The organism is Clostridium sp. Marseille-QA1073, from assembly GCF_054863625.1.
In genome coordinates this window covers 38,573-64,543 of sequence record NZ_JBSVQM010000022.1, presented here as the reverse complement: position 1 = coordinate 64,543, position 25,971 = coordinate 38,573, and the positions used below count along the sequence as shown (strand labels likewise).

Sequence of the window (25,971 nt, the reverse complement as noted above, 5' to 3'; positions counted from 1 at the left end):
ATGCTTTTGTAGGGGCGAACAGTGTTCGCCAGTTCTCTTTATAAATTGGAATTTAATATTTTTAATTATAACATGCTTGACAAAAGAGAAGAAAAAGATGTATTATTAATACAAGTTAATTATTAAGTTATCTTAACAATGGAGGTTGCTAAAATGAATGAGGAATTGATTCAATATGTAAAAGAGATGAGAGAAGCGGACTATGCATGTAATATGATGTTATTACAGGAATATAAAGATTTAATGGATGATGAAATCACCACAAAACAAGGTATTTTGCTTGAGTTGGTGCATAAACATGGAAGCCTCAATATAAGTGAAATCGCTGAAGCTATGGAGATTACATCTAGTGCAGTTAGTCAAATCGTCAGTAAATTAGAAAAAGAAGGATATATAAAGCGAGAGATTAATCCTAGTAATCGTAGAGAGATATTTGTTGAAATGGATGAAAAAGGTATTAATTATTTTAAAAGATGCGAAGAAGTTGAGCGTTCTATTATTAGTCGCTTTTACTCAAAGCTAGACTGGGATGAAATTGTAGTTTTAAGAAAACTCTCACTAAAATTTAAGAAGGTCATTGAAAAAGAACTAGAACAAAAATAATTTTTTTTTACTCTTCATTTAAGTAACCTAAAATATTTATATAATTAAAGCATTTTCGTTAGAAAAATTGTAAGCATCTTCAAAAGATAATTAGCTAGTATTTAGTTATATTTTGTATCATATTGTGTTGTTAAAACCTATTAGTGACATAATTATCTTAATCAATTTTATTCTAGTACAAAATGTATTCTTAAAATGTTTTATTAATTATTTTATTTTAAATGTTAATTCAAAGGGGGAATTTTTATGAATAAAAAGCAAGATAAAATTCATAATTTATTTATGAATTTAGCTGATAAAAGTCAATTTAATGGAGCAGTTTTAGTAGCAGATGGCGGGGAAATAATCTATAAAGGGGCTTTTGGTATTGCAGATATATCAACGAATCGTTTACTAACTACTGATTCTGTATTTGAATTAGCCTCTGTATCTAAGCCAATTACTGCCATGGGAATTATGATTTTAAAGGAACAAGGAAAGCTTAATTATGAAGACTTAATTGAGCAATGGATTCCAGACTTTCCTTATAAGGGAATTACGATTAGACAACTTCTTAATCATACATCCGGTTTACCAGATTATTCTGTTCTTTTTATAGAAAAATGGAATCGTGACAATATTGCTAACAATCAAGACGTATTAGAAATGCTAAAAAAATATAAACCAGCTATGTATTTTGAGCCTAATGAAAAGTGGGAGTATAGTAATACTGGATATGTTGTCCTTGCTTTGATTATAGAAAGAGTAACAGGGATGAGTTTTGAGGAATGTATGGATAAATACATCTTTCAGCCACTTGGTATGAAGAATTCAAGAGTATATAACCGTAGATATAATAAGGAAGAAATATCTGATTATGCTTATGGATATGTGTACTCTCATGAGTCAGAAAAATATGAGCTTCCAGATAAATTAGCTGGAACAGAATATGTTGTATTCTTAGATGGAATGCAGGGAGATGGGATGATAAGTTCAAATGTTGAAGATCTCTTTATTTGGGATAGAGCATTATATTCGGAAAAGCTAGTGACTAGAAAAACATTAGAAGAAGCCTTTGCACCAGTATGTTTAAATAATAAAGAAACCTTTGATTATGGATTTGGATGGATTATTGATCATGATGATGATATGGGAAAGATAGTTAGTCATAGTGGTGGATGGCCAGGATATAATAATTATTTATTTCGTTATATAGATAAGGATAAAACAATTATATATCTATGCAATTTTGAACAAAATATAGATCTTCAGCAGCAAACTATTTTAGCAGTGCAGCAAATCTTGTTTGATAAGCCATATACCATTCCAGAAGTTCCTAAGGAAAAAGAGGTAGCAAATATAGATAAAAGTGTTTATGATGAATATATAGGAACATACCTTTTAGCTCCTGAGCTAAAAATAATAGTTACAAAAAAAGATGAAAAATTATTTCTTCAAATGTTAATGAAATCATCATGTGAATTACTACCTTTATCAGAAACAAGGTTCTTTATAAAGCATGTTTTAGTTGAAGTAGAGTTTTTAAAAGATGAAAAAGGCAAAGTTTGCGAATTAGTCATTTATCAATCTGGCGGTGAAAGCGCAATTCGAGTTGATTAAAGAAAAATTTAAAATTGATTAACTATAGCAGTGAACAGTGTTCACCATATATCATTGAATAAATATTAAATTAAAAGAACTGGCGAACACTATTCGTCACTACAATAAAACGCTAGCAATTGTACTGCTAGTTAAAAAATCCATTAAAGAAATTATTTTGATCAAAAATAATTCCCACCTTAATTGTGCATTTTGCATTGTGAATTGTGAATTAAAATACCATAAAGATGTACATTAATTTTAAGGTAGTTTATCGATATATTATTCCTTATTATCTAAGTCTCTATAGTAGAATAAGTTATAATCAAAATAGTTACAATATTAACGTCAACAGTAAATAACTGGTGGCGTTAATTTTTTTATTAAATAAAATTTTAAGCAAATTAAAACTATTTATAATACCATTACGAATATATGAATGTACCCAACCTAAGGCTTATATGCATCAAAATAATTGCTAGTATCCACCCCTAGGGAACTTAACCAATTAAGAGTTGAGAATGGAAAATTGACAATTGTGGTTGAAATTAATTTTTACAAATTAATTCCTTATTTCTCAGCTTTTGCTGAGAAATATCCACAATTGTGAATTTTGCATTGTGAATTGAACTAAGTTGTGAATTGAATACTTAAAGAAACATCTATACAAAATTATAAGCTACATTTTAAGATATTAAATTTATATAAGGAATATGAAAAAAAGTCTCACTGATCATTTTCATGAAAATAGTTAAGTAAGTGGTGAAATATGGATAAAGAAAAACGATTGATAAAGGAAATTAAGTTGAAAGCAAGCAAAGCTGCAGCAAATGAGCTTATTTCTATATATTATAAGGAAATATATGCATATGTGTATAAGCAAACAATTAATAAAGAACTATCTATGGATTTAACACAAGAAATATTTATAAGTATGTTGCAATCAATAAATAACTATGAGGGGAAAAAAGCTTCTTTTAGAACGTGGCTGTATAAAATAGCTACTAATCGAGTGGTAGATTATTATCGCTCCAAGTACTATAGATATAACAGTATAGCGGTTACAATTGAAGATTATGATATATATGACGAGGAAGATTTTACAATCAATATAGAGTATAGAGAAGATGTTCAAAGAATTATTGATATAGTAAATAATTTTGATGGGATAACACAACAAATATTTAGATTAAAAATTTTTGGGGAGAGTACATTCTTAGACATATCAAATATAGTACAAATGCCAGAATCTACTGTTAAAACTAAGTACTATGCAGCTCTTAAGAAAATAAGAAAAATATTAAAGGAGGCGCAATATGAATAAGGAGAAGTTTCATATAGAAATGCCTGATGACTTAGAAATAGAAGCTCAAATTAAAACTATTATAAATAAGGGGATTAAGCCAAAAGAATCATTTTATTCACATCTAAAAAATATGTATAGGCAGATTGGTTTTAAGCATCTATTTCACGATATAGGGGAGATTAGTCTTCTTATAATATTAATATTGCCTATATTAATTTCTCTTACTGTAGATATTAGCAAGAATCCTAATATGGAATATGAGGTAATATATTCTCTCATATTTATGATTTCTCCAATATTATATTTAATTATGTCATTATTTTCTTTTGTTAATACAAAGCAAAAGGGCACCTATGAAATAGAGATGGTGTGTAAATATAATATATATCAATTAGCAGCATTGAGAATGCTTATCTTTAGTATTATTTGTATTATAGCTAATGGAATATATATATATGGAATTTTCATTAGATATGGACAAATAAACTTTTTAAAGGGATTCATGATTTCAGTTACAGCATTATTTTTATTTTCTACTGTTTTTTTATATTTAATAACTAAAATAGGTTCAAGTTTTACAAAGTACTTTGTAATTGGAGGATGGATATTTATAAATTTAGCATTAAGTATACTTAATATGAATCTTTATAATAAATTGCTTATGAATATACCTATATATGTATACTTAATCGTAATAATTGCCTGTGGATGTAGTTATATGAAAAGTTTAAAAAAGCTTATTACTTTTAGAGCTGTAAAAGGAGTGTTTTAAAAATGTTAGTAGTAAACAATGTTACCAAAAGCTATGGAAATTTTTCTGTGCTTAAAAATATTAATCTTGAGTTTGCAAATGGAGTCTATGGACTATTAGCACCAAATGGGGCAGGAAAAACCACACTGATAAAAATGCTAACCACGCTAATTTTTCCTAATGAAGGGGAAATCCTTTATAATGGGGCAGATATAGTGAAAATGGATGATGAATATCGGGATATATTAGGTTATTTACCTCAAGAATTTGGATATTATAAAAATTATAGTCCAAAACAATATTTACTTTATTTAGCTGCACTAAAAGGTATAGATAATAATGTTGCTAAGGAAAGAATAGAAGAACTTTTGAAATTAGTTGCTCTTGAAGATGTAGCTAATAAAAAGATGAGAAAATTTTCTGGTGGAATGATTCAGAGAGTAGGCATAGCTCAAGCAATGCTTAATGATCCTAAAATTCTTATATTAGATGAACCTACTGCTGGTTTAGATCCAAAAGAGAGGGTTCGTTTTAGAAATTTACTTACTGAGCTGTCAAGGGATAGGATAGTTATTCTTTCAACTCATATAGTATCTGATGTTGAATCAATAGCTAATGAAATTGTTATGATAAAGGACAAAAAAATACTTTATAAAGACAGTATAAATAATATATGTAAAAACATTCAAGGGATGGTATATGAAACAGAAATTGATTTTGATGCTGCTTCTAATTTTAGAAAACAGTATTTTTCATTATCAGAAAAACAGGAAGAAGGTAAGATGAAAGTAAAGTTTATATGTAAAGGAAAATCTGATAGTGCATGGAAGGCTGTTAATTCAAGCTTAGAAGATGTATTTCTTTATGAATATAGAGATGAACCATTAGAGAGGGTGTAGATATTTTATGAGAATAAAAATGTACGAGCTTAAAAAGGCCATTACATCTCCTATAATACTATCACTTTTGACGGTATTTATAGCCTTTAATTTTTTTATTATATTCAATAGCGGATATTTTAGAAATGAACTTAAGGTTTTAAATAAAATTGTAGATAAGTTTGGATATGAAATTAACGATAAAATGGTTAATGAGTTTGATAATTATTATAATGATGAATTAAATAAAATGAATGAAATTACTTCTAAAAAAACTTCTAAAAGTTATGAAAGTGTATTAGAACTTTTTAAGGATAATGAATATTCACCACAGGGTTATAAAGGAGACATTTATAACGAAGAGGAGAAAAAATTTATCAGTGAGTTAAGTATTGTAGAAATATATCACCAATTTATAAAAAATATTGATGAAAGATATAGTACTATTGATACAATGACTATTGCAGAGAGTGCAATAAATTCAGCTGGACTTAGTGGAAAAGCTGCTGATACTTTAAGAAATGAATATAAAAAATTAGGTGACAGATTTGAAAAATTAAAAGAAAATGGAGAGCATAAAAACCTATTCTTTATAGGAGAAATTTATGGAATGCATTCTTTTCTATTTAAAACTCTATTTAAGAGTCTCATTTTTGAAATAATGACAATAGTTATTCTAATTACAGCCTATTTAGTTAACTATGAGTTTGAAAACAGTACTTATCACTTAGCATACTCCTCTAAAAGGGGAAGAAAGATTATTATGGACAAGCTATTTGCTTCAATAATTTCCACTATAATAGTTACAACTATTATTATGGGATTTACTTTGCTTGCTTATTTTATCTTATTTGATTATTCAGGACTTTGGAATGTTTCAATAAGTACTGCTTTTAACTGGGAAGATAAATTACCTTACATGTCATGGTGGAATATGTCTTTTGCTCAATATTTACTTTCTGCTATTGGAGTAGTTTATATATGTGAATTACTTTTTGCTGGCATTACCTTTGTAATATCAAAATTTATAAAAAATAGTTATATTGTATTTTTTATATTTACCATAATCTTTGGAGGAAGTATATTGATACCAGGCTTTATGCCAACCAGTTCTAATGCTATTTTTATTACTGGATTTACACCTTTTTGCCTTATTTTAAATCCTTCTTTATGGTTTATGGGAAATGGCGTGTCTACAGTATTTAAATATTATGAAATAATTACAGTTGGTGTATGGTCCGTATTATTAATAATCCTATGTACCTTATGTATTAAAAGATTTAAAAGAGAAAGTATATATTAGGAGGGCATAAATGAAAGTAGTTTTAAATGAAATAAAGAAAATATTCAGCCTAAAGATGGTATCTGTACTTATGATTATCAGTATAATAATGTATTTTCTATTTATTAGTTTTTATATAGAGCATTTTCCTAACGGAAGACCAGAATTAGATTACTATAATATAGGTGTTGAAATGATAAATAATTATGGCGAAGAGATGGATGAAGAGAAATTTGAACATTTCAAAGATACTTATAATAAACAAGTAGAAGAGGCAAATAGATATCTTCAATCAAAGAAAGAATTTGTAGATGAAGGGATAACTACTTACGAAAGATTTAAAAATATGGATCAAGATATAGAAAAGTTAAATAATCTACATAATTATGTTTTCTTTGAGGTAAGATCAGATATATTTTGGCAACTACAAGCAAGAGAACAACTAATAGAAGATTATAAGCACAAAGATGAGTGGATGGAATCTACATATGAGACAATAAATGAGAAACAAGAAAAACGAATTAAGGAAATAGCTAGTAGCGGAGAGTATGAGTCTATTTTTCCTTATCTAATTTTTGAAAATTATAATTCTTTAATAAAATATGTAGCTATGTTAGTAATAATAAGCATAATTTTCATGATATCGCCTATATTTTTAAAAGATAAGTTGAATAAAGTAAATCTTCTTCAGCAGACATCTAAAAATGGAAGGAATTTATTTAAAAAGAAGGTGGCTTCTGGATTAATAGCTTCTTTTGTAATAACAACTATTCAACTTCTTTGTTTTTCCATAGCTTATTCATTTAACAATGTAGAAATGTTTTTCAATTCTAATATAAATTCAGTTTTTGGTAGCTATTTATTCTGGTATGATTTAACATTTATGCAGTATATAGTTATTACAGTAATAGCTGTGTATATATTAAGCTTTGTTATTGGATTAATAGTAATGTTTATATCAAGTATTGTAGACAACTATATAACTTTGATTGGAGTGCAAATACCTATAATTTTTATTATTAGCAAGCTGCTTCCACGTATTATAGGTAGGATTACAGATATTTATCTACCTAAATATTTCATACCTATAACTTATTTTTCTTTGATTATTATTGGAACAATACTTATAGTAATAAGATGGAAAAAAGAAAAGACATTAGATATTGTTAATTAAATTTTATATAAATATATATAATAAATAATATTTTAGATAAAGCAATCTTAACTAAATATATATAAGATTGCTTTATTTTTAAGCCTATAAATAAAAGTTTATAGAATAAATAGGTTAATTTAAGAAATTTTTAGCCCCATGTCATGTACATCTTGAAGAGCCTTAGGGTTTTCAGTTACTTGTAAATATTCGTCAGTACATACTCCATATACATCAATTAAATTCATATCTGTATATTTACATATTTCTTCAAAACTAATTCTAACAATTTCTGGTCCTTTATTAGGAAGATTTACACCATAAGTCATAAGAAGAGAAACTTTTTTATTTGTAAAGTATCCTTGTCCTACATCTAAAGCATAAATTCTATCTATAAATAATTTCATTTGTGCTGAAATGTTCCACCAGTAAATAGGCGTTGCAAAAACAATCATATCTGCTTCTTTAAATTTGATATAAAGTTCTTGCATATCATCTTTTATAAAACATTGACCAATATCAATGTTATGGCAAAAGTTACATGAAGTACAATTACGTATGTTTTTTTCATGTAGATATATTTTAGTAATTTCTATATTTCTATTAGCTTCTTTTATGCCTTTAAGATATTGATCTAATAATATGGAAGTGTTTCCTTTCTTTCTTGGACTACCAAATAATGCTAATATTTCCATTTTTATACCTCGTGTTAATTTATATAATGATTGGTTGGTAAAAAATTTCTATAGAATTCTTTAGCCATTACAATCTATTCGCTATTTGAGAAAGTTATAATTGATTGTAAATAATCCTATAATTAAATTCTAAACTATTAGTTAATATGATAATATTATAGTGTTTATTATTTATGGCGTTAAGTACGCACTTTTTATGCAAATAGTAACCAACTGGTAACTAATAAATAAAATTAAGGAGTATTATTTTATGACAATTAAAGAAGTTGTATGTGAAATAGAAGTAACTTTAGATATGATAGGGGGAAAATGGAAGCCTTTAATACTATATTTTTTATATCAAGAAGGAACGAAAAGATTTGGTGAGATAAAATCATACTTAACAAAAATTTCTCATAAATCGTTAACTCATCAATTAAGAGAATTAGAAGAGGATGGACTAGTAAAAAGAGTTATATTTCCAGAAGTTCCTCCAAGAGTAGAGTATAGTTTAACTAAGAAAGGTAAGACAATTTTTCCTATTTTACAGTTGATATGCCAATGGGGAGAGAAAAATATGAATGGAATGTATAAGTTGATTAGTCCCCTTTGTGGACAAATATAGATATACTACTAGTCAAAAATGATAATTTATATATTAGGTATTTGAAATAAAATATTTTATTAAAAGCAATGACATATGTCTGATACTATAATGAAAAAATAATTTATAATAAGAATGGTGATAGCTATGGAAATATTAAAAGATAATGAAAAACTAAATTTTTATATTGAAAAATTTAATATTTATAGCTTATTTGAAGAGGATATGACTAAATATATGCAATTACATATCTTTCGTAAAGGGGAAATTATATATAGATGCGGAGAGAAAATTGATTATATATATTTTTTAGTAGAAGGAAAAACAAAAGTATATTCTCTAACAGAGAATGGAAAAATCTTTTTATTAGATTTTTCAAATCCTTTAGATATGTTAGGAGATTTAGAGTTACTAGAAAAACTAAGTTATCAGCATAATGTGGAAGCTGTAGGAGAAACAATTTTAATTGGAATTTCAATTGAAGATGTTTTATTGCATTTATCTAAGGATGTTGAGTTTTATAAATCAGTTTGCAAATTTTTAAGTAAAAAATTATCGAAGACCTGTAGAGAATTGTTTCATAGTATGTTGTATCCTTTAATAAATAGATTTGCTACTTACTTAGTTACTGTACTTCCGGAAAATGAGTATAAAATAGAAAAGTTTAATTTATCTGATACAGCCTTTAACTTAGGGTGTAGTCCTAGGCACCTAAGTAGAATTATAAGAGATTTATCTGAAGAGAAAGTTATAAATAAAGATAAATCAACTATATGTATTTTAGATAAGGAGAAGCTAGAAAAATTATCAATAAATGCAGAGTGGTGATAAAACTATAAATACAGCTTTAAGAGAATCATACAGATATAAAAATTTAAATGAAGTTGAATATCATATAGTTGATATTATAGACAAATATGTTAAAGCTATTAAAAAATACTATATAAAAGAAATCTAAAGAAGAGTTAGAAAATAAATAAAAGTATTAGAATAGTAAATTAATTTTTAAAAATTTTTTATTATATATTTCTAAAAATATAAGTTGAGTGGAGGGAGTTTAGTTTATGTTAATTGATGTTACTCAAGTTGGCAAATTAGGAATGAATTATATAAAAGGTGCTCCAACATTAAAAGTTGAAAAAGTTAAATGCTTTGAAGGTACTGAAAAAGAATATGACACTACCTTTTTTTCTGGTGCAGTTCACAATTCAGGTACTCATATAGATACAATGAGTGTTGTTGAAATAGAATTAGATAGATTGATAAGAAAGGGAATAAAATTTGATGTTTCCCATATAGAAAATAGACCTATTGAGTTAAGAGATTTAGATTTATCTATGATTAAGGAAGGCATATATGTATTTTTTCAAACTAATTGGGATAAATATTTAGATGATGAGAAAAAGTATCAAGATCACCCTGAAGTATCAATAGAAGTTATAAATTATTTAATTGATAAAAAAGTAAATATGGTAGGTATTGATGCTTTAGGATTTGGTCGTGGGAAAAACCACCGATTTATTGATAATTTATTTGCAGATAATAACATATATGGAATAGAAAATTTAACTAATTTAAGCAAGATTCCTAAGAAAGATTTTAAAGTTTATTGTATGCCAATAAAAATGGAAAAATTAGACGCATTACCTACAAGAATATTAGTTGAGTTTTAATATATAAAATGATATGTATATTAAAAAATTTATAGAAATTAAATTTTTTATGTGAAGTTAAACTTAAGAGAGCTATTGATAATTATTATATCAATAGCTCTCTTAAGTTTAAGCTTTTTTCATAACCATTAAATAGTATTCAGTTCCAAATTCACTATTAAATTGTTGTTCTATTTCTTTAAGTCTTTTTTCTTCTGTCTCATGTAAATCTGCGTATTTAATATCATTAGAAGAATTTGAAGTATTATTATTCATCATATTTATCACCTCATATTTAGTTATTTCCAGCTGACTTTGCAAATATGTGTGGTAGATTTTGCACTAATTTAAATTAAATAATAAGAAATATTTTATAGTGTTTTAATAATAAATTTGCTACTAATTTATTATTGAGATGACGGATTAATTTTTTGTAGAAATTACTAATTGTATTATTAATAAAAAAATATGATGGAAATCAATCCTAATTTGGCTAATTTCCATCATAAATTATGAATTTGGCAGTATGAATTATTTTAAGTTGTAATACTAAGGTAATTAGTGATATTGTATATAAATTAATTTTTCCAATAGCATGTCTAGATATTACAGTACATTAAAAATCCAACCATCTGGTGGTGTAACTTCTCCAAATTGAATTCCATAAAGAGTGTCATAAAGCTTTTTAGTTATAGGTCCTACTTCGTTTTGACTATAGAAGGTATGCATCTTTCCTTTATATTCAATTCCTCCAATAGGTGTTATAACTGCTGCTGTACCACAAGCACCAGCTTCTACAAACTCGTCTAATTTATCAATTAAAACATCTCTTTCTTCTACATCCATTCCTAAATATTCTTTAGCAACATGCATTAAAGAGTATTTAGTTATACTAGGAAGAATTGATGGTGATTTTGGAGTAACAAACTTATTATCTTTTGTAACTGCAAAGAAATTAGCTGCTCCAACTTCTTCTATTTTTGTATGAGTTGCTGGATCAAGATAAATACAATCTGCAAATCCTTTTTTTACTACTTCATCATGAGGCAATAGGCTTCCAGCATAGTTTCCACCTACTTTAGCAGCACCTGTTCCAAGTGGAGCTGCTCTATCATAATCTGTAATAATAAAGTTTACAGGAGTCATTCCGCCTTTAAAGTATGGTCCAACTGGTGAACAAAATACGCAGAATATATACTCTGGAGCTGGCTTAACACCTAAATTATCTCCAACACCTATTAAAAAAGGTCTAAGATAAAGAGTTGCACCTGTACCATAAGGTGGAACATAAGCTTCATTTGCTTTAACTACTTGAATACATGCATCAATAAATTTTTCCTCTGGAATCTCAGGCATTAGCAAACGTTTACAGCTTTTATTCATTCTTTTAGCATTTTCATCTACTCTAAATAACTGAATTTTACCACTTTTTGTCCTATAAGCTTTTAATCCTTCAAAACATTGTTGTCCATAATGAAGTGCTGTAGATGCTTCACTTATAGCAAGTGTGTTGTCTTGAACAAGTTCTCCTTCATCCCATTTTCCATCTTTCCATTTTGAAATATAACGAAAATCTGTTTTAATATAAGCAAATCCTAATTTGCTCCAATCAATGTTTAAAGCTTTATCCATAGAAATTCCTCCTAATTAATTATATCCTAAAATTATATTCTATAATTTTATATTAACACGCGAATTTATATATGTCTAATTACAATTAAGTTAATATTGACTATAAGAAGAAATTAAATCATAGTTTTTCTTTGAATAGTTCGAATAATAGTAAGTTTTTGAAAATAGAAGATATAATTTTAATCTCTGTTAATACTATAGATCTTTAATACATATAATAGCTTGTAATTTTAATATAATTATGAAAAATAAATAAAAAAATAGATAGCATTACTATAAGTAAACTATCTATCTTTTTTTAGATTCCTATTTATTAGAATCATAAATCCTTCTGGAGTAACTATCCTTACCTTAGGATTTTTATTCAATTGATTTACAACATTTTCAATACTACTCATATCTTTAGTCCAAGCATGTACGTACACAAAGGAGTATGAGTTTGCATCATGGATATTTGTATAACCTAAATTAATTCTATTATTAATTTCTGAAACTAACATATTCTCATCTTGAAGACCGGCCCAGAGCAAATCTCTACAAGATACTATGGGTTTATTATTGGACCATATAATTTCTCCATGATAATCATTTTGTTTATGATAGTTAAGATAAAATAACCCTTGAATATTAGGTTCTTTAGTATATTTATCCCAAAGATCATTTTTATAAAAGGAGTCATTATCAAGTATAGCTACATATTTTTGATCAACTTTTTTCATATAATTATTTAATCTTTTTACATAAGAATTCAATGATGTAGTAGGAAATTGACTTGGATACATATATCCATTTCCAGAAGGAGATACGACAAAATTATCATTATTATTTCCACTACTAGCATTTTTGTAATATAAGTTTAAAACCGTAGGAGCTAGATAATATATAGATGGACTTATAGACCACCCCATATTAAAGTTTCCTCTATAAGGAGAGCCATACCACTTTAGAGAACCATAATTACTACCAAGATTCCATTGTTGATTATCGCCATCAGACATAATAAATGTAACATAATGTACATCATTTTCTACAGGAGGAGGAACTTGTTTTTTTTGAGTTATAGGTAATGATGGAAAAGCACTTAATACAGTTAAATTATAAGACCAATCTGCAGGAACTATGCTTACACCATATTTTGAAGCTGTACTTACATTAGTATATTCATCTTCACCCCATCCTAAACATACGGAATCATCATCCATGGAGTTAAATACTTTATTACTAAGTGGTAGATCATTGGAGTTATTTTCGAAAAATACTAGAGATTTTGTCATTATGGCATAATCTCGTAATGGAGAAAATTTATCTGAAGATAATTGAATTACAATTGAATGATTTAATCCAGAGTTCCATAAGTTGTTATAAGCCCAGTATTTATCTGTGTTTCTGCAATCTCCTTGAAGCTTTGTTATACCATAAGATTTAACTTTAGTTTCGAGAGATTCTTCAACAACTATACTTCTTTTTAAGGATGCTAAAGAACAAGCATTATTTATTGAAGGATCTTTTTCTATCTTATCGCTATAAAGTACATAACCATCTATATAAGATTTAAATGTATCTAATAGTTTCCATGGATCTGTAACAATCTCATAGCTAACTCTATAATTATTTTTTAAGTCATCAAGCCATATTTTATAATCAGGTTCATTTGAATTTAAAGTATAAATTTGTGAAGTTGAACGATTAGATATTAACCCTTGAAGAGTAACTATCATTGTATTTTCTGCATTAGTTATATTATCTTGATTTACAACGTAAAGATGTTTTGGCTTCTTTGAATTTTTTATGTAATAAGAGCTATTTCCATAGACATTATTTGATAATACAAATATATTAAGAAATATTATAGAAAAAACAAAGAATATAAGGACTTTACTTAAAAGTTTTTTTGATCTCATAGAAATTATGCGCCTAAATCCATAACACATGATTGTTTAATCATGCTACTATTGATAGATGAATTTTTCTTCCATTGAGACCAATTAGTTTTAAAATTATCATTATTCTCTTTAGAATACTTATAGAAATTAGTAAAAAAGTTTTTTCTTTCTTCACTATAAAATCTTTGTGCACTACTTGAACTCATATTTGATAATAATACTTGTCTTTTAATAATATCCTCTAAATTAACTTCTTTAGCGTTCTTCATTATGTCATACATAATCATAAAGGTAGTTGTTCTTCCTATACCTTGTTTACAATGGAAATGTAACCAAGTATTTTTAGGCTGTGAATTGACTAATTCTATAAAATAATCAACCATATCATCTTTAGGTAATTTACCATCTGTAACTGGAATACGTACATATGACATTGATTGAGATTTAACAAGTTCATTTTCATCTTGAACCTTTGTAGGTATTACTGTCCTGCCAGGATGATTATAAAAAGCAATAGGCTCATTTAATTTAATGTTTTGTAGTTTTTTCTGCTCATCAGCTAAAACTTCTTCTTTTGTTAATCCCATATTTGCATTATTCTTTGAGTTAGCCCAGCTTACAGGCATACCATTAATGAATCCGTGAGATTCTTCTCTTAAGTCAACAATAGTTATGGGAAATTTATCTCCTATAGATTTTTTTATAAAAGCAAGACCATTTTCGGAAAATTGCTTGCTACCAGATATATTTAGGGTATTTAATCCAGATAAATTTAAAGATTCATTATCTTTCAGATTAACTTTATCGGAAGTTTTACGGAAATGACTTGGTGGTTCTTGTTCACTACGAGAATCTAAAACAAGATTTACACTGGTGTCATCAGTATGTACTCCAAAGGTTTCTATGGATTTACCTAAATAAGAAATAAGAATAGTTATAATTGGTATTATTAGAAAAAACAATAGACTTACTTTAACTCTTTTTTTCATCATTATTCACCTCGTTATAATAATTAGGCATCTGAAAGAAAATAATTGATCAAAGATATTAGTATATTTTAAGCATATGAAATAAAATAGCTAGTTAAAGGTGGAAAATAGGCTAATATACTGGTCTATTATTTTTTGAAGATGCCTTAGTAAAATTTATTTTTTACATACGTATATAATTTAAGCTATTAGCTCATGTTTTATTCAAAAACACTTAAAACAATATAGAGTTACAATTTATAACTTAATTATCAATCATTTGAGTTTCTCCACAATTATGTATTGTTCATTCTCAATTCTCCATTGTCTAACTGTAGGGCGAGCAGTGTTAGCCATAATATTTTTTATACTGATATTAAGTTATGATATATACAAAAAAAGTGGCGAAAAATGTTCGCCGCTACAAGTTTTATTTAATATAAGGGTTATGAAATATTTTATTGAGCTTTACTATTTCTAAATTCAAGTGGAGTCATATTGGTAAGCTTTTTAAAAGTCATATTATAATAGTTTTGATTATTAAAGCCAACAGAGAGAGCTACATCTAATATAGAAGAGTTCTCTTGAAGTAATAATTCTTTACTTTTTTCTATCCTAATTTCATTTAAAAGTTGAGAAAATGTTTTGCCAGTTTCTTTTTTTATTATACTGCAAAAATAGCATCTATTAATTTTAAGATAATCAGATATATCTTCCAAAGTTATAGATTCATTATATCTAGCATCTATATAATCTAGAGCTTTTTTAACATGTAAACTATAAGGAATCTTACTAATAGCTTGTTTTTGTTTTATATAAGGACTATCCTCTGCTATATTGCCAAGTAATGAAATTAAGTGAGGAATACAGCAGCTAGGCTTATATAAAATATCTATATCTTTTGATTTGTGTGATACATACGGCCCAATAATATATATTCCTCTGTTAACATTGTTCGGATAAATATAACAAGCTGTAAATTTAATATTATCTAAACAAGTTATAGTTATTGTAGAATTTTCTTTTTCATTTATCATCTTATTTTCAATTACTTCATAAATATTATTTATATCAAATATATGTTCTAATTTTTCATTATATCCTACAGAATGAATGAATGTTCCATCATAATTAAAAGCTTTAATTGGAATATGAGTACATAAGAAAAATTTTTCAATAGTTTTACAAATATAATTTTTAACGAAACAAGTTAATCCCCCCTAAAAGTTATATAAATATATTTATAAAAATCTAAATATATTTCCATAATTCATTTATAAAAAGTTATACAATTATTGATAATGAGTATCAAAATCAATAATTTATAATTGATTATATCAATATAAAAAGGCAGGTGTCAAACTAGAGATTAACTACTTGTGTAGGGGAGGAACTATGAAAAAACGATATCTACTTCTAGCACTAATTATTCTATCAGTAGCTTCAATATTTATAGGAGTAAAGGACATATCATTCGTAGATATACTAAATTTTAACCAAGAAAAAATTCAAATAGTGTTATTAAGTCGTATTCCACGTTTAATTAGTATTATTGTAGCTGGAATAGGAATGAGTATAAGTGGATTGATTATGCAGCAGATAAGTCGCAATAAGTTCGTATCGCCAACAACTGCCGCAACAATAGATTGTGCAAAGCTAGGAATTTTAGTTTCATTAATAATATTTACTACAGCTAGTACTTTAAATAAAATGATAGTTTCTTTTATATTTGCATTGGCAGGAACATTTTTATTTATGAAAATTTTAAAAAAAATAAAATATAAAAATGCCATATTTATACCATTAGTTGGAATAATGCTTGGAAATATAATAGATTCAATAACAACTTTTTTTGCTTATAAGTACGATTTAATTCAAAATATAGCTTCTTGGTTACAAGGTGATTTTTCTATGATAATAAAAGGAAGATATGAACTTTTATATTTAAGTATTCCTCTTGTAATAGTTGCTTATTTATATGCAAATAAGTTTACAATTGCAGGTATGGGAGAAGATTTTTCTACAAATTTGGGATTAAACTACAACAGAGTTGTAAATATTGGTCTTACTATTGTTGCTCTTATATCTTCAGTAGTAGTAATTACTGTTGGTAAAATACCATTTTTAGGTCTTATAATCCCTAATATAGTTGCACTGTATCAAGGTGACAATTTAAAAAATAATCTTTCACATACCGCTTTATTAGGTGCAGTATTCCTTTTGGCTTGCGACATACTGGGACGTATTATTATATATCCTTATGAGATTTCTATAGGGCTTATTGTTGGAGTATTAGGAAGTGCTATATTTCTTTATATGGTAATGAGGAGGAATGGTCATGAAGCATAAAAAAATTATAACTTTCCTTTCCATTTTATCATTAATACTTATTGTTTTATTTGTAGGTATAGGACTAAATATTAACGATTTAAGCTATGCTCTTTCAAGACGTATTCCAAAAGTAGCTGCAATTATTTTAACAGCAATATCAATCGCTTTTTCTTCAATGGTATTTCAAACCATTACTAATAATAGAATATTAACTCCTAGCGTATTAGGGTTAGATTCATTATATATATTTATACAAACAGTTGTAATTTTTTTATTTGGAGCTAAAAGTATATTTGTTGTAAATAATAATTTAAACTTTATCCTATCAGTTGGCATAATGATTATATTTGCAATACTTTTATATAAACTGCTTTTTAAAAGAGAAAATAATAATATCTTTTTCTTATTGTTAGTAGGACTAATATTTGGAACATTATTTCAAAGTTTATCATCTTTTATGCAAATGATAATCAATCCAAATGAATTTCTTATAATTCAAGATAAGATGTTTGCAAGCTTTAACAATGTTAGTACAAATGATTTAATGTTATCTAGTATAGTAGTTATATTAGCTATAGCTTATTGTTATGACTACATAAAAATTTTAGATGTGTTATCACTAGGAAAAGATGAAGCCATAAATTTAGGTGTAGACTATGATAAAGTTGTAAAAAGAATGTTAATAGTTATAGTTATTTTAGTTTCAGTATCTACAACTTTAGTAGGTCCGATAACTTTTTTAGGGCTATTGGTAGTAAATCTTACTAAGGAGTTTCTAAATACATACAAACATAAATATCTTTTAGTAGGTTCTATGCTTATAAGTATAATTGCTCTAATTGGTGGACAGTTAATTGTGGAGAGAATTTTCACTTTAAAGACTCCATTAAGTGTTATTATAAATTTTATTGGCGGCATTTATTTTATGTATCTTTTATTAAAGGAGAATAAATAATGATAGAAGTAAAGAATATATCAAAACAATATAACAACAAAAATGTTGTAGATAATATATCATTAAAAATACCCAAAGGAAAAATTACATCTTTTATAGGTCCTAATGGAGCAGGGAAAAGTACCTTGTTATCTATGATCAGTCGTCTTATTGATAAAGATAGTGGACAAGTATTTATTGAGGGTAAAGAAATAGGTGAGTGGGACAATGGTGATCTTGCCAAAAAAATATCTATATTAAAGCAGTCGAATCATATAAGTATAAGACTAACTATTCGAGAATTAGTGAGTTTTGGGCGTTTTCCTTATTGTCAAGGAAATTTATCTAAAGAGGATTGGAAGTATGTTGATGATGCTATTGAATATATGAAGCTTAAAGATATGGAAAATAAATATCTTGACCAATTAAGTGGAGGACAGAGACAAAGGGCTTATATAGCCATGGTTATTGCACAAAATACAGAGTATATTCTTTTAGATGAACCATTAAATAATCTAGATATGAAGCATTCTGTGGAAATTATGAAGATTTTAAAGTCTTTAGTTAAAGACTTTGGAAAAACTATTATTTTAGTTATACATGATATCAATTTTGCTTCTTGTTACTCAGATTATATAGTAGCACTAAAAGATGGAAAAGTTATGAAAGAAGGAAAAACAGATTATATTATTGATAAATTTATTTTAGAAGAAATTTATGAAATGGATTTTAAAATAGAAAATATAGAAAACAATAAAATTTGTGTCTATTTTTAATAAATTATATAAAATAGCTAGTTAGAAATGAGTAGTATATTTTGCATTAGATAAGAAGACAAGTTTTCATGATAGCTGAATCTATCATAAAAGATAAATTTAAATAACAAAAACTTTAATGAGGTGAAAGAATATGAACAAAAAAGTTACTATGGTTGCAGGAGTTTTAATATTAGCTGTTGTTGCTGTATTTGGTTTTTCAAAATTTAAAGGTAGTGATTCTCCACAAGGTGGTCAGTTAAAAATTGCTCATGAATTAGGAGAAGCAGAGATAAATAAAAATCCTAAAAAAGTAGTTGCATTCGATTACGGTATAATAGATTCTCTTGATAAAATGGGTATTGAGATAGCAGCTGTACCAAAGTCAAATCTTCCTGCGGCTCTTGAAAAGTATAAAGATGAAAAATATATAGATGCAGGAACTTTATTTGAGCCAAATTTTGAGAAAATCAATGAAATTAAGCCAGATGTAATATTTATATCAGGTAGACAAGCAAAAGTATACGAAGAGTTAAACAAAATTGCTCCAACAGTATACCTTTCAATAGATGACAAAGATTATATGGGATCATTCACTAAGAATATGAATACATTAGGTGAAATTTTCAATAAAGAATCTGTTGTAGAAAAAGAGCTTAAAACTATTAATAAAGCTATAGAGGATCTAAATGAAAAAGCAACTAAAAGTGGAAAAAATGCTTTAATAACTTTAGCTAATGATGGAGCTCTTAGTGCTTATGGTCCAGAATCAAGATTTGGTGTTATCCATAAAGGATTTGGTTTTACACCTGTTGATAACAGCATTGATAATACTAATCATGGACAAAAGATTTCTTTTGAATATATAGTAGAAAAAAATCCAGACTATATATTTGTTGTAGATAGAACAGCTATAGCAGGTGGTAAAACATCAGCAAACCAAGTTTTCGAAAATGACTTACTTAAAACTACAAAGGCATATCAAGATAAAAATATTATATATCTTGATCCACAAGTTTGGTACATCTCTACAGGTGGATTCAACTCTACTATGAAAATGATTGAAGAAGTAGATGCTGCTATTAAATAAGTCATATTTAAAATTTAGAAGTCACAATTAATTTTTCTAATTAATTTAAAAAGGAACTATTCATCTGGATAGTTTCTTTTTTTATTAATAATTATATAGTGTACATTGGGAAAGATATTAATAGATTTTTTACTAGCAATACAATTGTTAGCTTTTTCACCTCTGGGGAACAGAAGTGAAGCCCTTTAGGGTTCCCCTGAGGTGCAGCATAACTTGAAACAACACTAATAAAATTAACTAATACTATGGAAAGACTATGGTGATTAAGAATGAAAGATGAAGGATGAAGAATTATGGTTGAAATTAATTCTTTATAAATTAATTTCTTTATATAGATTTTTCTACAAAAATTTGCTGTTTAACTTTAAAATGAATCAATTAAAAACTTCTCCTATAAGGGAGAAGTTTCTATAAATTCTTCATTTTTCATTATTAATTCTTAACTAATAAGATAGTTTATCTATATATACTTTCTTATAGATTTTATGATAAAATATAAAAAATTATTTTAAGTAAACTGCTATGCTATAATTAAAGGGTAAAAGTTTGACCTAGTAGGAGGAGAAATTTTTGAATAAATACATAGAACTTAAAGATGTAAAGAAAACTTATAAATCTGGAGAAGTAGAAATTAAAGCTGTAGATGGAGTTAATTTTTCAATAGATAAGGGTGAGTTTGTTGTAGTTGTAGGGCCTAGTGGAGCAGGAAAAAGTACTGTACTTAATATTCTAGGAGGAATGGATTCTCCTAGTGAAGGACAAATAATGGTAGATGGCAATGAAATAAGCAAATATAATGATAAACAGTTAACTACTTATAGGAGATATGACATAGGATTCGTATTTCAGTTCTATAATTTAGTTCAAAACCTTAATACTATTGAAAATATAGAATTAGCCACTCAAATATGTAAGAATCCTTTAAATCCAGAGGAAGTACTTAAAGAGGTAGGGCTTGAGGATAGAAGAAATAATTTCCCTTCTCAATTATCAGGGGGAGAGCAACAAAGGGTTTCTATAGCTAGAGCGATTGCTAAAAATCCTAAAATATTATTATGTGATGAGCCTACTGGAGCTTTAGATTATTCTACAGGAAAATCTATATTAAAGTTATTACAAGATACTTGTAGAAAACAGAGCATGACAGTAATAGTTATTACTCACAATTTGGCAATTGCACCTATGGCAGATAAAATTATTAAAGTTAAAAATGGTAAAGTTGATAGTGTATCCATTAATAGCAATCCAATGCCTGTAGAAAGGATTGAATGGTAACAATGAAAAATGCACTTACGAAAAATATTTTAAGAGAAATAACTAGATCTAAATCACGATTTCTTTCCATATTAATTATTGTAGCAATAGGTGTAGCTTTTTTTGCAGGAGTTAGAGCTACAAGTCCGGAAATGAAGTTTACAGCAGATAAGTATTTAGATGATAATAATACTGCAGATTTGACTATACAATCTTTAAATGGTTTTAAAGAATCGGATATAGACAAAGTTAAAAAAATTGTAGGAGTTTCTGAAGTTTATGGAGGATATAGCTTTGATGCCTTAGCTATAAATGATGATAGTGAAAAAGCAATAAAGATACATTCCCTAAAAATAGGAGAGAAATCTGTTAATAATCCTGTATTAGTAGAGGGTACTATGCCAACTAATGAAGGTGAAGTAGTTACAGAAAAAACATATCTTGAAAAAGAAAACTTAAAAATAGGAGATTATATTAAAATTAAAACTGTTAATGGGACTAAAGATTTTAAAATAACAGGTATTGTTAATAGTCCATTATATATAAATACATATCAAAGAGGAGCAAATTCCTTAGGAAATGGTTCAACTAGTGGATTTTTTCAAATAGGCGAAAAATCTGCAAAGGAATTAGCACTTCCTAAAATTCCTGAAATTCCAGGGGTAAAAATAGAAGACATATATACTGAGTTATCTATTATAGTTGATGATGCTAAGTCAAAAAATACTTTTTTAGATGAGTATAAAGATTTAGTTAATGAAGTAAAGGAAAAAATAGAAGCTGTAGATAAGAACTGGTATATTAAAACTAGAGATAACAATGAAGGAATTAGAGGATTTCAAGATGACTCTGATAGAATAAAAGCTATAGGAACTGCTTTCCCACTAATATTCTTCTTAGTGGCTACTCTTGTATGTCTTACAACCATGACGAGAATGGTTGAGGAACACAGAATTCAGATAGGAACTTTAAAAGCTTTAGGATATAGCAAATTTTCTATAATTTCTCAATACTTTATTTATGCTTTTACAGCAAGTGTTATAGGCAGTATTATAGGAGTAATTTTAGGATTTAAAATTTTCCCATTTCTTATTTTTAATGCTTATAGAATAATGTATACAATTCCTCCAGTAGCAGGTAATTTTCATATTGATTTAGCAATAACTTCAGCATTGGTAGCTATTTTTTGTACTACACTTGCAGCAGTAGGTGCATCTATAAAAGAGTTAGTAGCAGTACCAGCAATACTTATGAGACCTAAGGCACCAAAGGCAGGTAAAAGAATATTACTAGAAAGAATAAAATTTATTTGGAAGAGAATGTCCTTTACAGAAAAGGTTACTGCAAGAAATATCTTTAGATATAAGAAAAGATTTTTTATGACAATAATAGGGGTAGCTGGTTGTACTGCTCTTCTTATTACAGGTTTTGGATTAAAAGATTCTATAGTTGCAGTAACAGAAAAACAGTTTGGAGAAATTTATACTTATGATTTAAAAGGATATTTAAGAGAAAGCATTCAAGAAGATAAAGAATATTTATTTATGGATGAACTTAAAGATTATGATGAAATAGAAGATTCACTTTTATCCTTTGAAAAAAACATAAAAGTAAAAAATAATAATGAAGAGAATTCTAGTGTTGAAGGATATATATTAATTCCTAAAGATGTAGATAAACTTGGTGAATTTATTAATTTAAGAGAAGAGAATAGTAAAATAGATATTGGCGATAATGGAGTAGTAATTACTAAGAAACTCTCAAAATTACTAAATATCAAAGAAGGAGATAATATTGAAATTTCATTAGACGATAAAACTGTAAATGCCAAAGTAAATCATATTACAGAGCATTACGTTAGTCATTACGTTTATATGTCTCCTAAGTATTATGAAAAGTTATTTGATGATAAGGTTAATTATAATGCTTTTTCATCTAAATTAAAGAATAAGGATGTAGATCAGGAAGATAAATTGTCTAAAGAGATGATGAAAAATCCTAAAATAACTACTATTAATTTTACTAGCAGTATAAGTGATAGTTTTAAAAAAACTATGGATAGTGTAGACTCAGTGATATTAGTTTTAATAGCTTCAGCAGGTGCTCTTGCCTTTGTTGTAATGTACAACTTAACAAATATAAATATAAGTGAAAGAATGAGAGAACTTGCTACCATAAAGGTTTTAGGTTTTTACGATAAAGAAGTAGCAGGATATGTTTATAGAGAAAATATCATATTATCAATAATAGGAACTTTAGTTGGATTAATATTAGGTGTATTTCTTCATAAATATGTAATCACAACAGCAGAAACTGATATGGTAATGTTTTCTCGTGAAATTAAAACTATGAGTTTTATATACTCAGCTATATTAACTATAGTATTTTCAAGTTTAGTAAATGTAGTTATGTATAAAAGATTAAAGAAGATTAATATGGTAGAATCGTTAAAAAGCGCAGAGTAAAAATATATATTAATTATTTATAGAAAGTACTAAGGAATTTATTTCATGCAATAAATTCCTTAGTACTTTTATTTATAGTAAACTTAGCTTAAAATCAATATTTGCATTTGAAAATCCTTAATTTTATTTTTTACGTAAAGTTATAAGAAAAGAAAAATTCAAGAATATTACATAATTAGTTAATATTTTATTAATTATTATAAAATATTTTGAAAAATATAGGGAATAAATGAAAAAACGAGAGAATGAATGGTATACAAGAATAATTAGGTATAACATCAATTATTAGAATATTTTGAATAATAGGTTTGCTTTACACATATTGAAATAAATGATAATATTTCAATATATTACCATAGAAATTATTACTAAGTTTAAGGAGCTATTTATATGAAAATAAAGTTTTTGAGTAAAGACGATATGAAGCTTTTAAAAAGAGCATTTACTTATGTAAAACCCTATAAACTTAGACTTCTTCTATTCTTCATATGTATTTCATCAAGTATAATTTTTGGCTTAATAGAACCATATATATTTGGAGTTCTAATTTCTAGTTTGCCACAAGGAAATTTAGATATTTTAGTTAAGTGTCTAGTGTTTTTAGCAATTGTATCTTTGTCACAATTAGCAATTATGCATTTTTATTCATCCATTGAAACTTATCTTAATAATAATATCGTTAAAGACTTAAAATGTGATATGTATGGTAAGATATTAAATCTTCCAGTTAAGGCTTTTGATGAAATGCCAGTAGGAGAATTTATATCACGGCTTCACAATGATGCAGCAGCACTTAGTGACATAATAACATTTCAATTTGTAAATACCATAATAGATATTTTAAAAGCTATAGTAATAGGATTTGTTGTATTTAAGATTAATATAAGACTTGCTTTTGTAGTTATAGCGTGTTTCCCTTTTTCATACTATATATTTGTGAAGTATGGTAAAAAACTCAAGAAAAAGGGTATGGAGCTAAAAAATATAACAGATTACTATTTTAGTAATGTACAGCAATCACTTCAAGGAATTAGAGAAGTAAAGTGTCTTGGAATAAAAAAGCATAATTTTATGGAATTTGATAATATTTCTAATGATGTTAAAGATAAGGGAATAGAAATGGCACTTACAAATATAGTGGCTCATGATTTATCTAGTTTTGTTAACATTACATCTTCGGTTTTAGTTATGGGCATAGGAGGGTATTTTGTTATAAATAAAATATTACCTCTTGAACTTTTTATAGCATTTTCTTCTTATTCAAAGCAGTTTTCCAATTCTCTTATGAATATTACAAAAATGAATGCAACAATACAACAAGCTCTAACCTCGTTAGAAAGAATATTTGGACTTATGGATAATTTAAGTTATTCTAATGAATATTTTGGAGAGAAATCCATAATGGAAATTCAAGGGGATATAAAATTTGACAATGTTTCTTTTAGTTATGGTGAAGATGGGAAAGTACTTAAGGATATAAACTTTCAAGTTATGAGCAATAAAAAATTAGCAATAGTAGGGAAAAGTGGGGCAGGAAAAAGTACTATTTTAAATTTACTTTTAAGACTTTATGATTATGATTCTGGAGAAATAACTATAGACAATATAGATATTAAGGAGTTTGATGAAAAATCTTTAAGAAGTCACATATCAGTTATAAGACAAGATCCTTTTCTATTTAATATATCAATAATGGAGAATATAAAAATAGCGAATTCCAGTGCTACAGATGAAGAGGTTTATGATGCTTGTAAATCAGCATATATACATGAGTTTATAATGTCTCTTCCTAATAAATATAGCTCAATAATTGGAGAAAATGGAGTAAATTTATCTGGAGGACAAAAGCAAAGAATTGCTATAGCTAGAGGACTTATAAAGAAGTCTAAGATAATATTATTTGATGAAGCAACATCAGCTTTAGATAATGAATCTCAGTATTTTATAAAGCAATCTTTAAATCTAATATCAAAGAAACATACCATAATAATAATAGCTCATAGATTATCTACAATAATAGATGCAGATGAAATAGTAGTTATTGATAATGGGCAAATTGTTGGACAAGGCTCTCATAATAATCTAATAAACAGTAATGATATTTATAAGAATCTTTATGAAGCAGACATGGAGCTTTTAAATATACCACAAGAAGTTGGATAATATTTAAAAAATATA

General features: G+C 26.8%; 24 protein-coding genes. 18 read left to right on the top strand and 6 right to left on the bottom strand.

Annotated features, from left to right (window positions below):
• The first annotated feature begins 153 nt into the window (after positions 1-153).
• The 7 genes from ACY1IQ_RS16990 (at position 154) to ACY1IQ_RS16960 (ending at position 7,572) form a co-directional block, all read left to right on the top strand.
• The gene (locus ACY1IQ_RS16990) at positions 154-603 is read left to right on the top strand and encodes a MarR family winged helix-turn-helix transcriptional regulator (protein WP_461615090.1); all 450 of its coding nucleotides are present in this window, start codon (positions 154-156) and stop codon (positions 601-603) included.
• 246 nt (positions 604-849) lie between these two features.
• A complete protein-coding gene (locus ACY1IQ_RS16985) occupies positions 850-2,202 on the top strand; it encodes a serine hydrolase (RefSeq protein WP_461615089.1) in 1,353 nt (450 codons plus the stop codon).
• Between the two features lie 748 nt (positions 2,203-2,950).
• Positions 2,951-3,505: an RNA polymerase sigma factor gene (locus tag ACY1IQ_RS16980; RefSeq protein WP_461615088.1), complete on the top strand. Its 555-nt coding sequence runs from the start codon at positions 2,951-2,953 to the stop codon at positions 3,503-3,505.
• Positions 3,498-4,259, top strand: a complete 762-nt coding sequence (locus tag ACY1IQ_RS16975; protein WP_461615087.1) for a hypothetical protein — start codon at positions 3,498-3,500, stop codon at positions 4,257-4,259. Before ACY1IQ_RS16980 ends, ACY1IQ_RS16975 begins: the two co-directional genes overlap by 8 nt.
• A gap of 2 nt (positions 4,260-4,261) precedes the next feature.
• Positions 4,262-5,137 carry an ABC transporter ATP-binding protein gene (locus ACY1IQ_RS16970; protein ID WP_461615086.1) on the top strand — a complete coding sequence of 292 codons (876 nt, stop codon included), beginning with the start codon at positions 4,262-4,264 and terminating at the stop codon, positions 5,135-5,137.
• A gap of 7 nt (positions 5,138-5,144) precedes the next feature.
• Positions 5,145-6,419, top strand: a complete 1,275-nt coding sequence (locus ACY1IQ_RS16965; protein WP_461615085.1) for a hypothetical protein — start codon at positions 5,145-5,147, stop codon at positions 6,417-6,419.
• A gap of 10 nt (positions 6,420-6,429) precedes the next feature.
• Positions 6,430-7,572, top strand: a complete 1,143-nt coding sequence (locus tag ACY1IQ_RS16960; protein WP_461615084.1) for a hypothetical protein — start codon at positions 6,430-6,432, stop codon at positions 7,570-7,572.
• Positions 7,573-7,691: 119 nt separating this feature from the next.
• Here ACY1IQ_RS16960 and ACY1IQ_RS16955 read toward each other — a convergent pair whose 3' ends face one another.
• Positions 7,692-8,246 carry a flavodoxin family protein gene (locus ACY1IQ_RS16955; RefSeq protein ID WP_461615083.1) on the bottom strand — a complete coding sequence of 185 codons (555 nt, stop codon included), beginning with the start codon at positions 8,244-8,246 and terminating at the stop codon, positions 7,692-7,694.
• A gap of 250 nt (positions 8,247-8,496) precedes the next feature.
• On the opposite strand from ACY1IQ_RS16955, the gene ACY1IQ_RS16950 reads away from it, so the two are divergent.
• From ACY1IQ_RS16950 to ACY1IQ_RS16935, 4 genes are all read left to right on the top strand, one after another.
• The gene (locus ACY1IQ_RS16950) at positions 8,497-8,850 is read left to right on the top strand and encodes a winged helix-turn-helix transcriptional regulator (protein WP_461615082.1); all 354 of its coding nucleotides are present in this window, start codon (positions 8,497-8,499) and stop codon (positions 8,848-8,850) included.
• 126 nt (positions 8,851-8,976) lie between these two features.
• Complete coding sequence (locus ACY1IQ_RS16945; RefSeq protein ID WP_461615081.1) at positions 8,977-9,657, top strand: cyclic nucleotide-binding domain-containing protein; 681 nt, start codon at positions 8,977-8,979, stop codon at positions 9,655-9,657.
• Complete coding sequence (locus ACY1IQ_RS16940) at positions 9,644-9,787, top strand: hypothetical protein (RefSeq protein ID WP_461615080.1); 144 nt, start codon at positions 9,644-9,646, stop codon at positions 9,785-9,787. The genes ACY1IQ_RS16945 and ACY1IQ_RS16940 overlap by 14 nt, the downstream gene beginning before the upstream one ends.
• A gap of 106 nt (positions 9,788-9,893) precedes the next feature.
• A complete protein-coding gene (locus ACY1IQ_RS16935; RefSeq protein WP_461615079.1) occupies positions 9,894-10,502 on the top strand; it encodes a cyclase family protein in 609 nt (202 codons plus the stop codon).
• Between the two features lie 108 nt (positions 10,503-10,610).
• Here ACY1IQ_RS16935 and ACY1IQ_RS16930 read toward each other — a convergent pair whose 3' ends face one another.
• The 5 genes from ACY1IQ_RS16930 to ACY1IQ_RS16910 all read right to left on the bottom strand — a co-directional run bounded on the left by ACY1IQ_RS16930 (position 10,611) and on the right by ACY1IQ_RS16910 (position 16,001).
• Positions 10,611-10,760 (bottom strand): polynucleotide phosphorylase, encoded by a 150-nt coding sequence (locus ACY1IQ_RS16930; protein ID WP_461615078.1) that lies wholly within the window; start codon positions 10,758-10,760, stop codon positions 10,611-10,613.
• A gap of 327 nt (positions 10,761-11,087) precedes the next feature.
• A complete protein-coding gene (locus tag ACY1IQ_RS16925) occupies positions 11,088-12,113 on the bottom strand; it encodes a branched-chain amino acid aminotransferase (protein ID WP_461615077.1) in 1,026 nt (341 codons plus the stop codon).
• 284 nt (positions 12,114-12,397) lie between these two features.
• Positions 12,398-14,014: a GxGYxYP domain-containing protein gene (locus ACY1IQ_RS16920; RefSeq protein ID WP_461615076.1), complete on the bottom strand. Its 1,617-nt coding sequence runs from the start codon at positions 14,012-14,014 to the stop codon at positions 12,398-12,400.
• Positions 14,015-14,019: 5 nt separating this feature from the next.
• Positions 14,020-14,985 (bottom strand): fused DSP-PTPase phosphatase/NAD kinase-like protein, encoded by a 966-nt coding sequence (locus ACY1IQ_RS16915; protein ID WP_461615075.1) that lies wholly within the window; start codon positions 14,983-14,985, stop codon positions 14,020-14,022.
• Between the two features lie 437 nt (positions 14,986-15,422).
• Positions 15,423-16,001: a helix-turn-helix domain-containing protein gene (locus ACY1IQ_RS16910; RefSeq protein WP_461615074.1), complete on the bottom strand. Its 579-nt coding sequence runs from the start codon at positions 15,999-16,001 to the stop codon at positions 15,423-15,425.
• A gap of 358 nt (positions 16,002-16,359) precedes the next feature.
• Between ACY1IQ_RS16910 and ACY1IQ_RS16905 the strand changes: the two genes are divergently transcribed.
• From ACY1IQ_RS16905 to ACY1IQ_RS16875, 7 genes are all read left to right on the top strand, one after another.
• Positions 16,360-17,313: an ABC transporter permease gene (locus ACY1IQ_RS16905; protein ID WP_461615073.1), complete on the top strand. Its 954-nt coding sequence runs from the start codon at positions 16,360-16,362 to the stop codon at positions 17,311-17,313.
• Positions 17,303-18,250, top strand: a complete 948-nt coding sequence (locus tag ACY1IQ_RS16900; protein ID WP_461615072.1) for an iron chelate uptake ABC transporter family permease subunit — start codon at positions 17,303-17,305, stop codon at positions 18,248-18,250. Before ACY1IQ_RS16905 ends, ACY1IQ_RS16900 begins: the two co-directional genes overlap by 11 nt.
• Complete coding sequence (locus ACY1IQ_RS16895) at positions 18,250-19,005, top strand: iron ABC transporter ATP-binding protein (RefSeq protein ID WP_461615071.1); 756 nt, start codon at positions 18,250-18,252, stop codon at positions 19,003-19,005. The genes ACY1IQ_RS16900 and ACY1IQ_RS16895 overlap by 1 nt, the downstream gene beginning before the upstream one ends.
• Positions 19,006-19,138: 133 nt before the next feature.
• Entirely contained in the window at positions 19,139-20,074 is a 936-nt protein-coding gene (locus tag ACY1IQ_RS16890) for a siderophore ABC transporter substrate-binding protein (RefSeq protein WP_461615070.1), read from the top strand.
• Between the two features lie 570 nt (positions 20,075-20,644).
• A complete protein-coding gene (locus ACY1IQ_RS16885) occupies positions 20,645-21,349 on the top strand; it encodes an ABC transporter ATP-binding protein (RefSeq protein ID WP_461615069.1) in 705 nt (234 codons plus the stop codon).
• The gene (locus tag ACY1IQ_RS16880; protein ID WP_461615068.1) at positions 21,343-23,793 is read left to right on the top strand and encodes an ABC transporter permease; all 2,451 of its coding nucleotides are present in this window, start codon (positions 21,343-21,345) and stop codon (positions 23,791-23,793) included. Before ACY1IQ_RS16885 ends, ACY1IQ_RS16880 begins: the two co-directional genes overlap by 7 nt.
• Positions 23,794-24,183: 390 nt before the next feature.
• On the top strand, positions 24,184-25,956 hold the full coding sequence (locus ACY1IQ_RS16875; RefSeq protein WP_461615067.1) for an ABC transporter ATP-binding protein: 1,773 nt from the start codon (positions 24,184-24,186) through the stop codon (positions 25,954-25,956).
• The last annotated feature ends 15 nt before the right edge of the window (positions 25,957-25,971 follow it).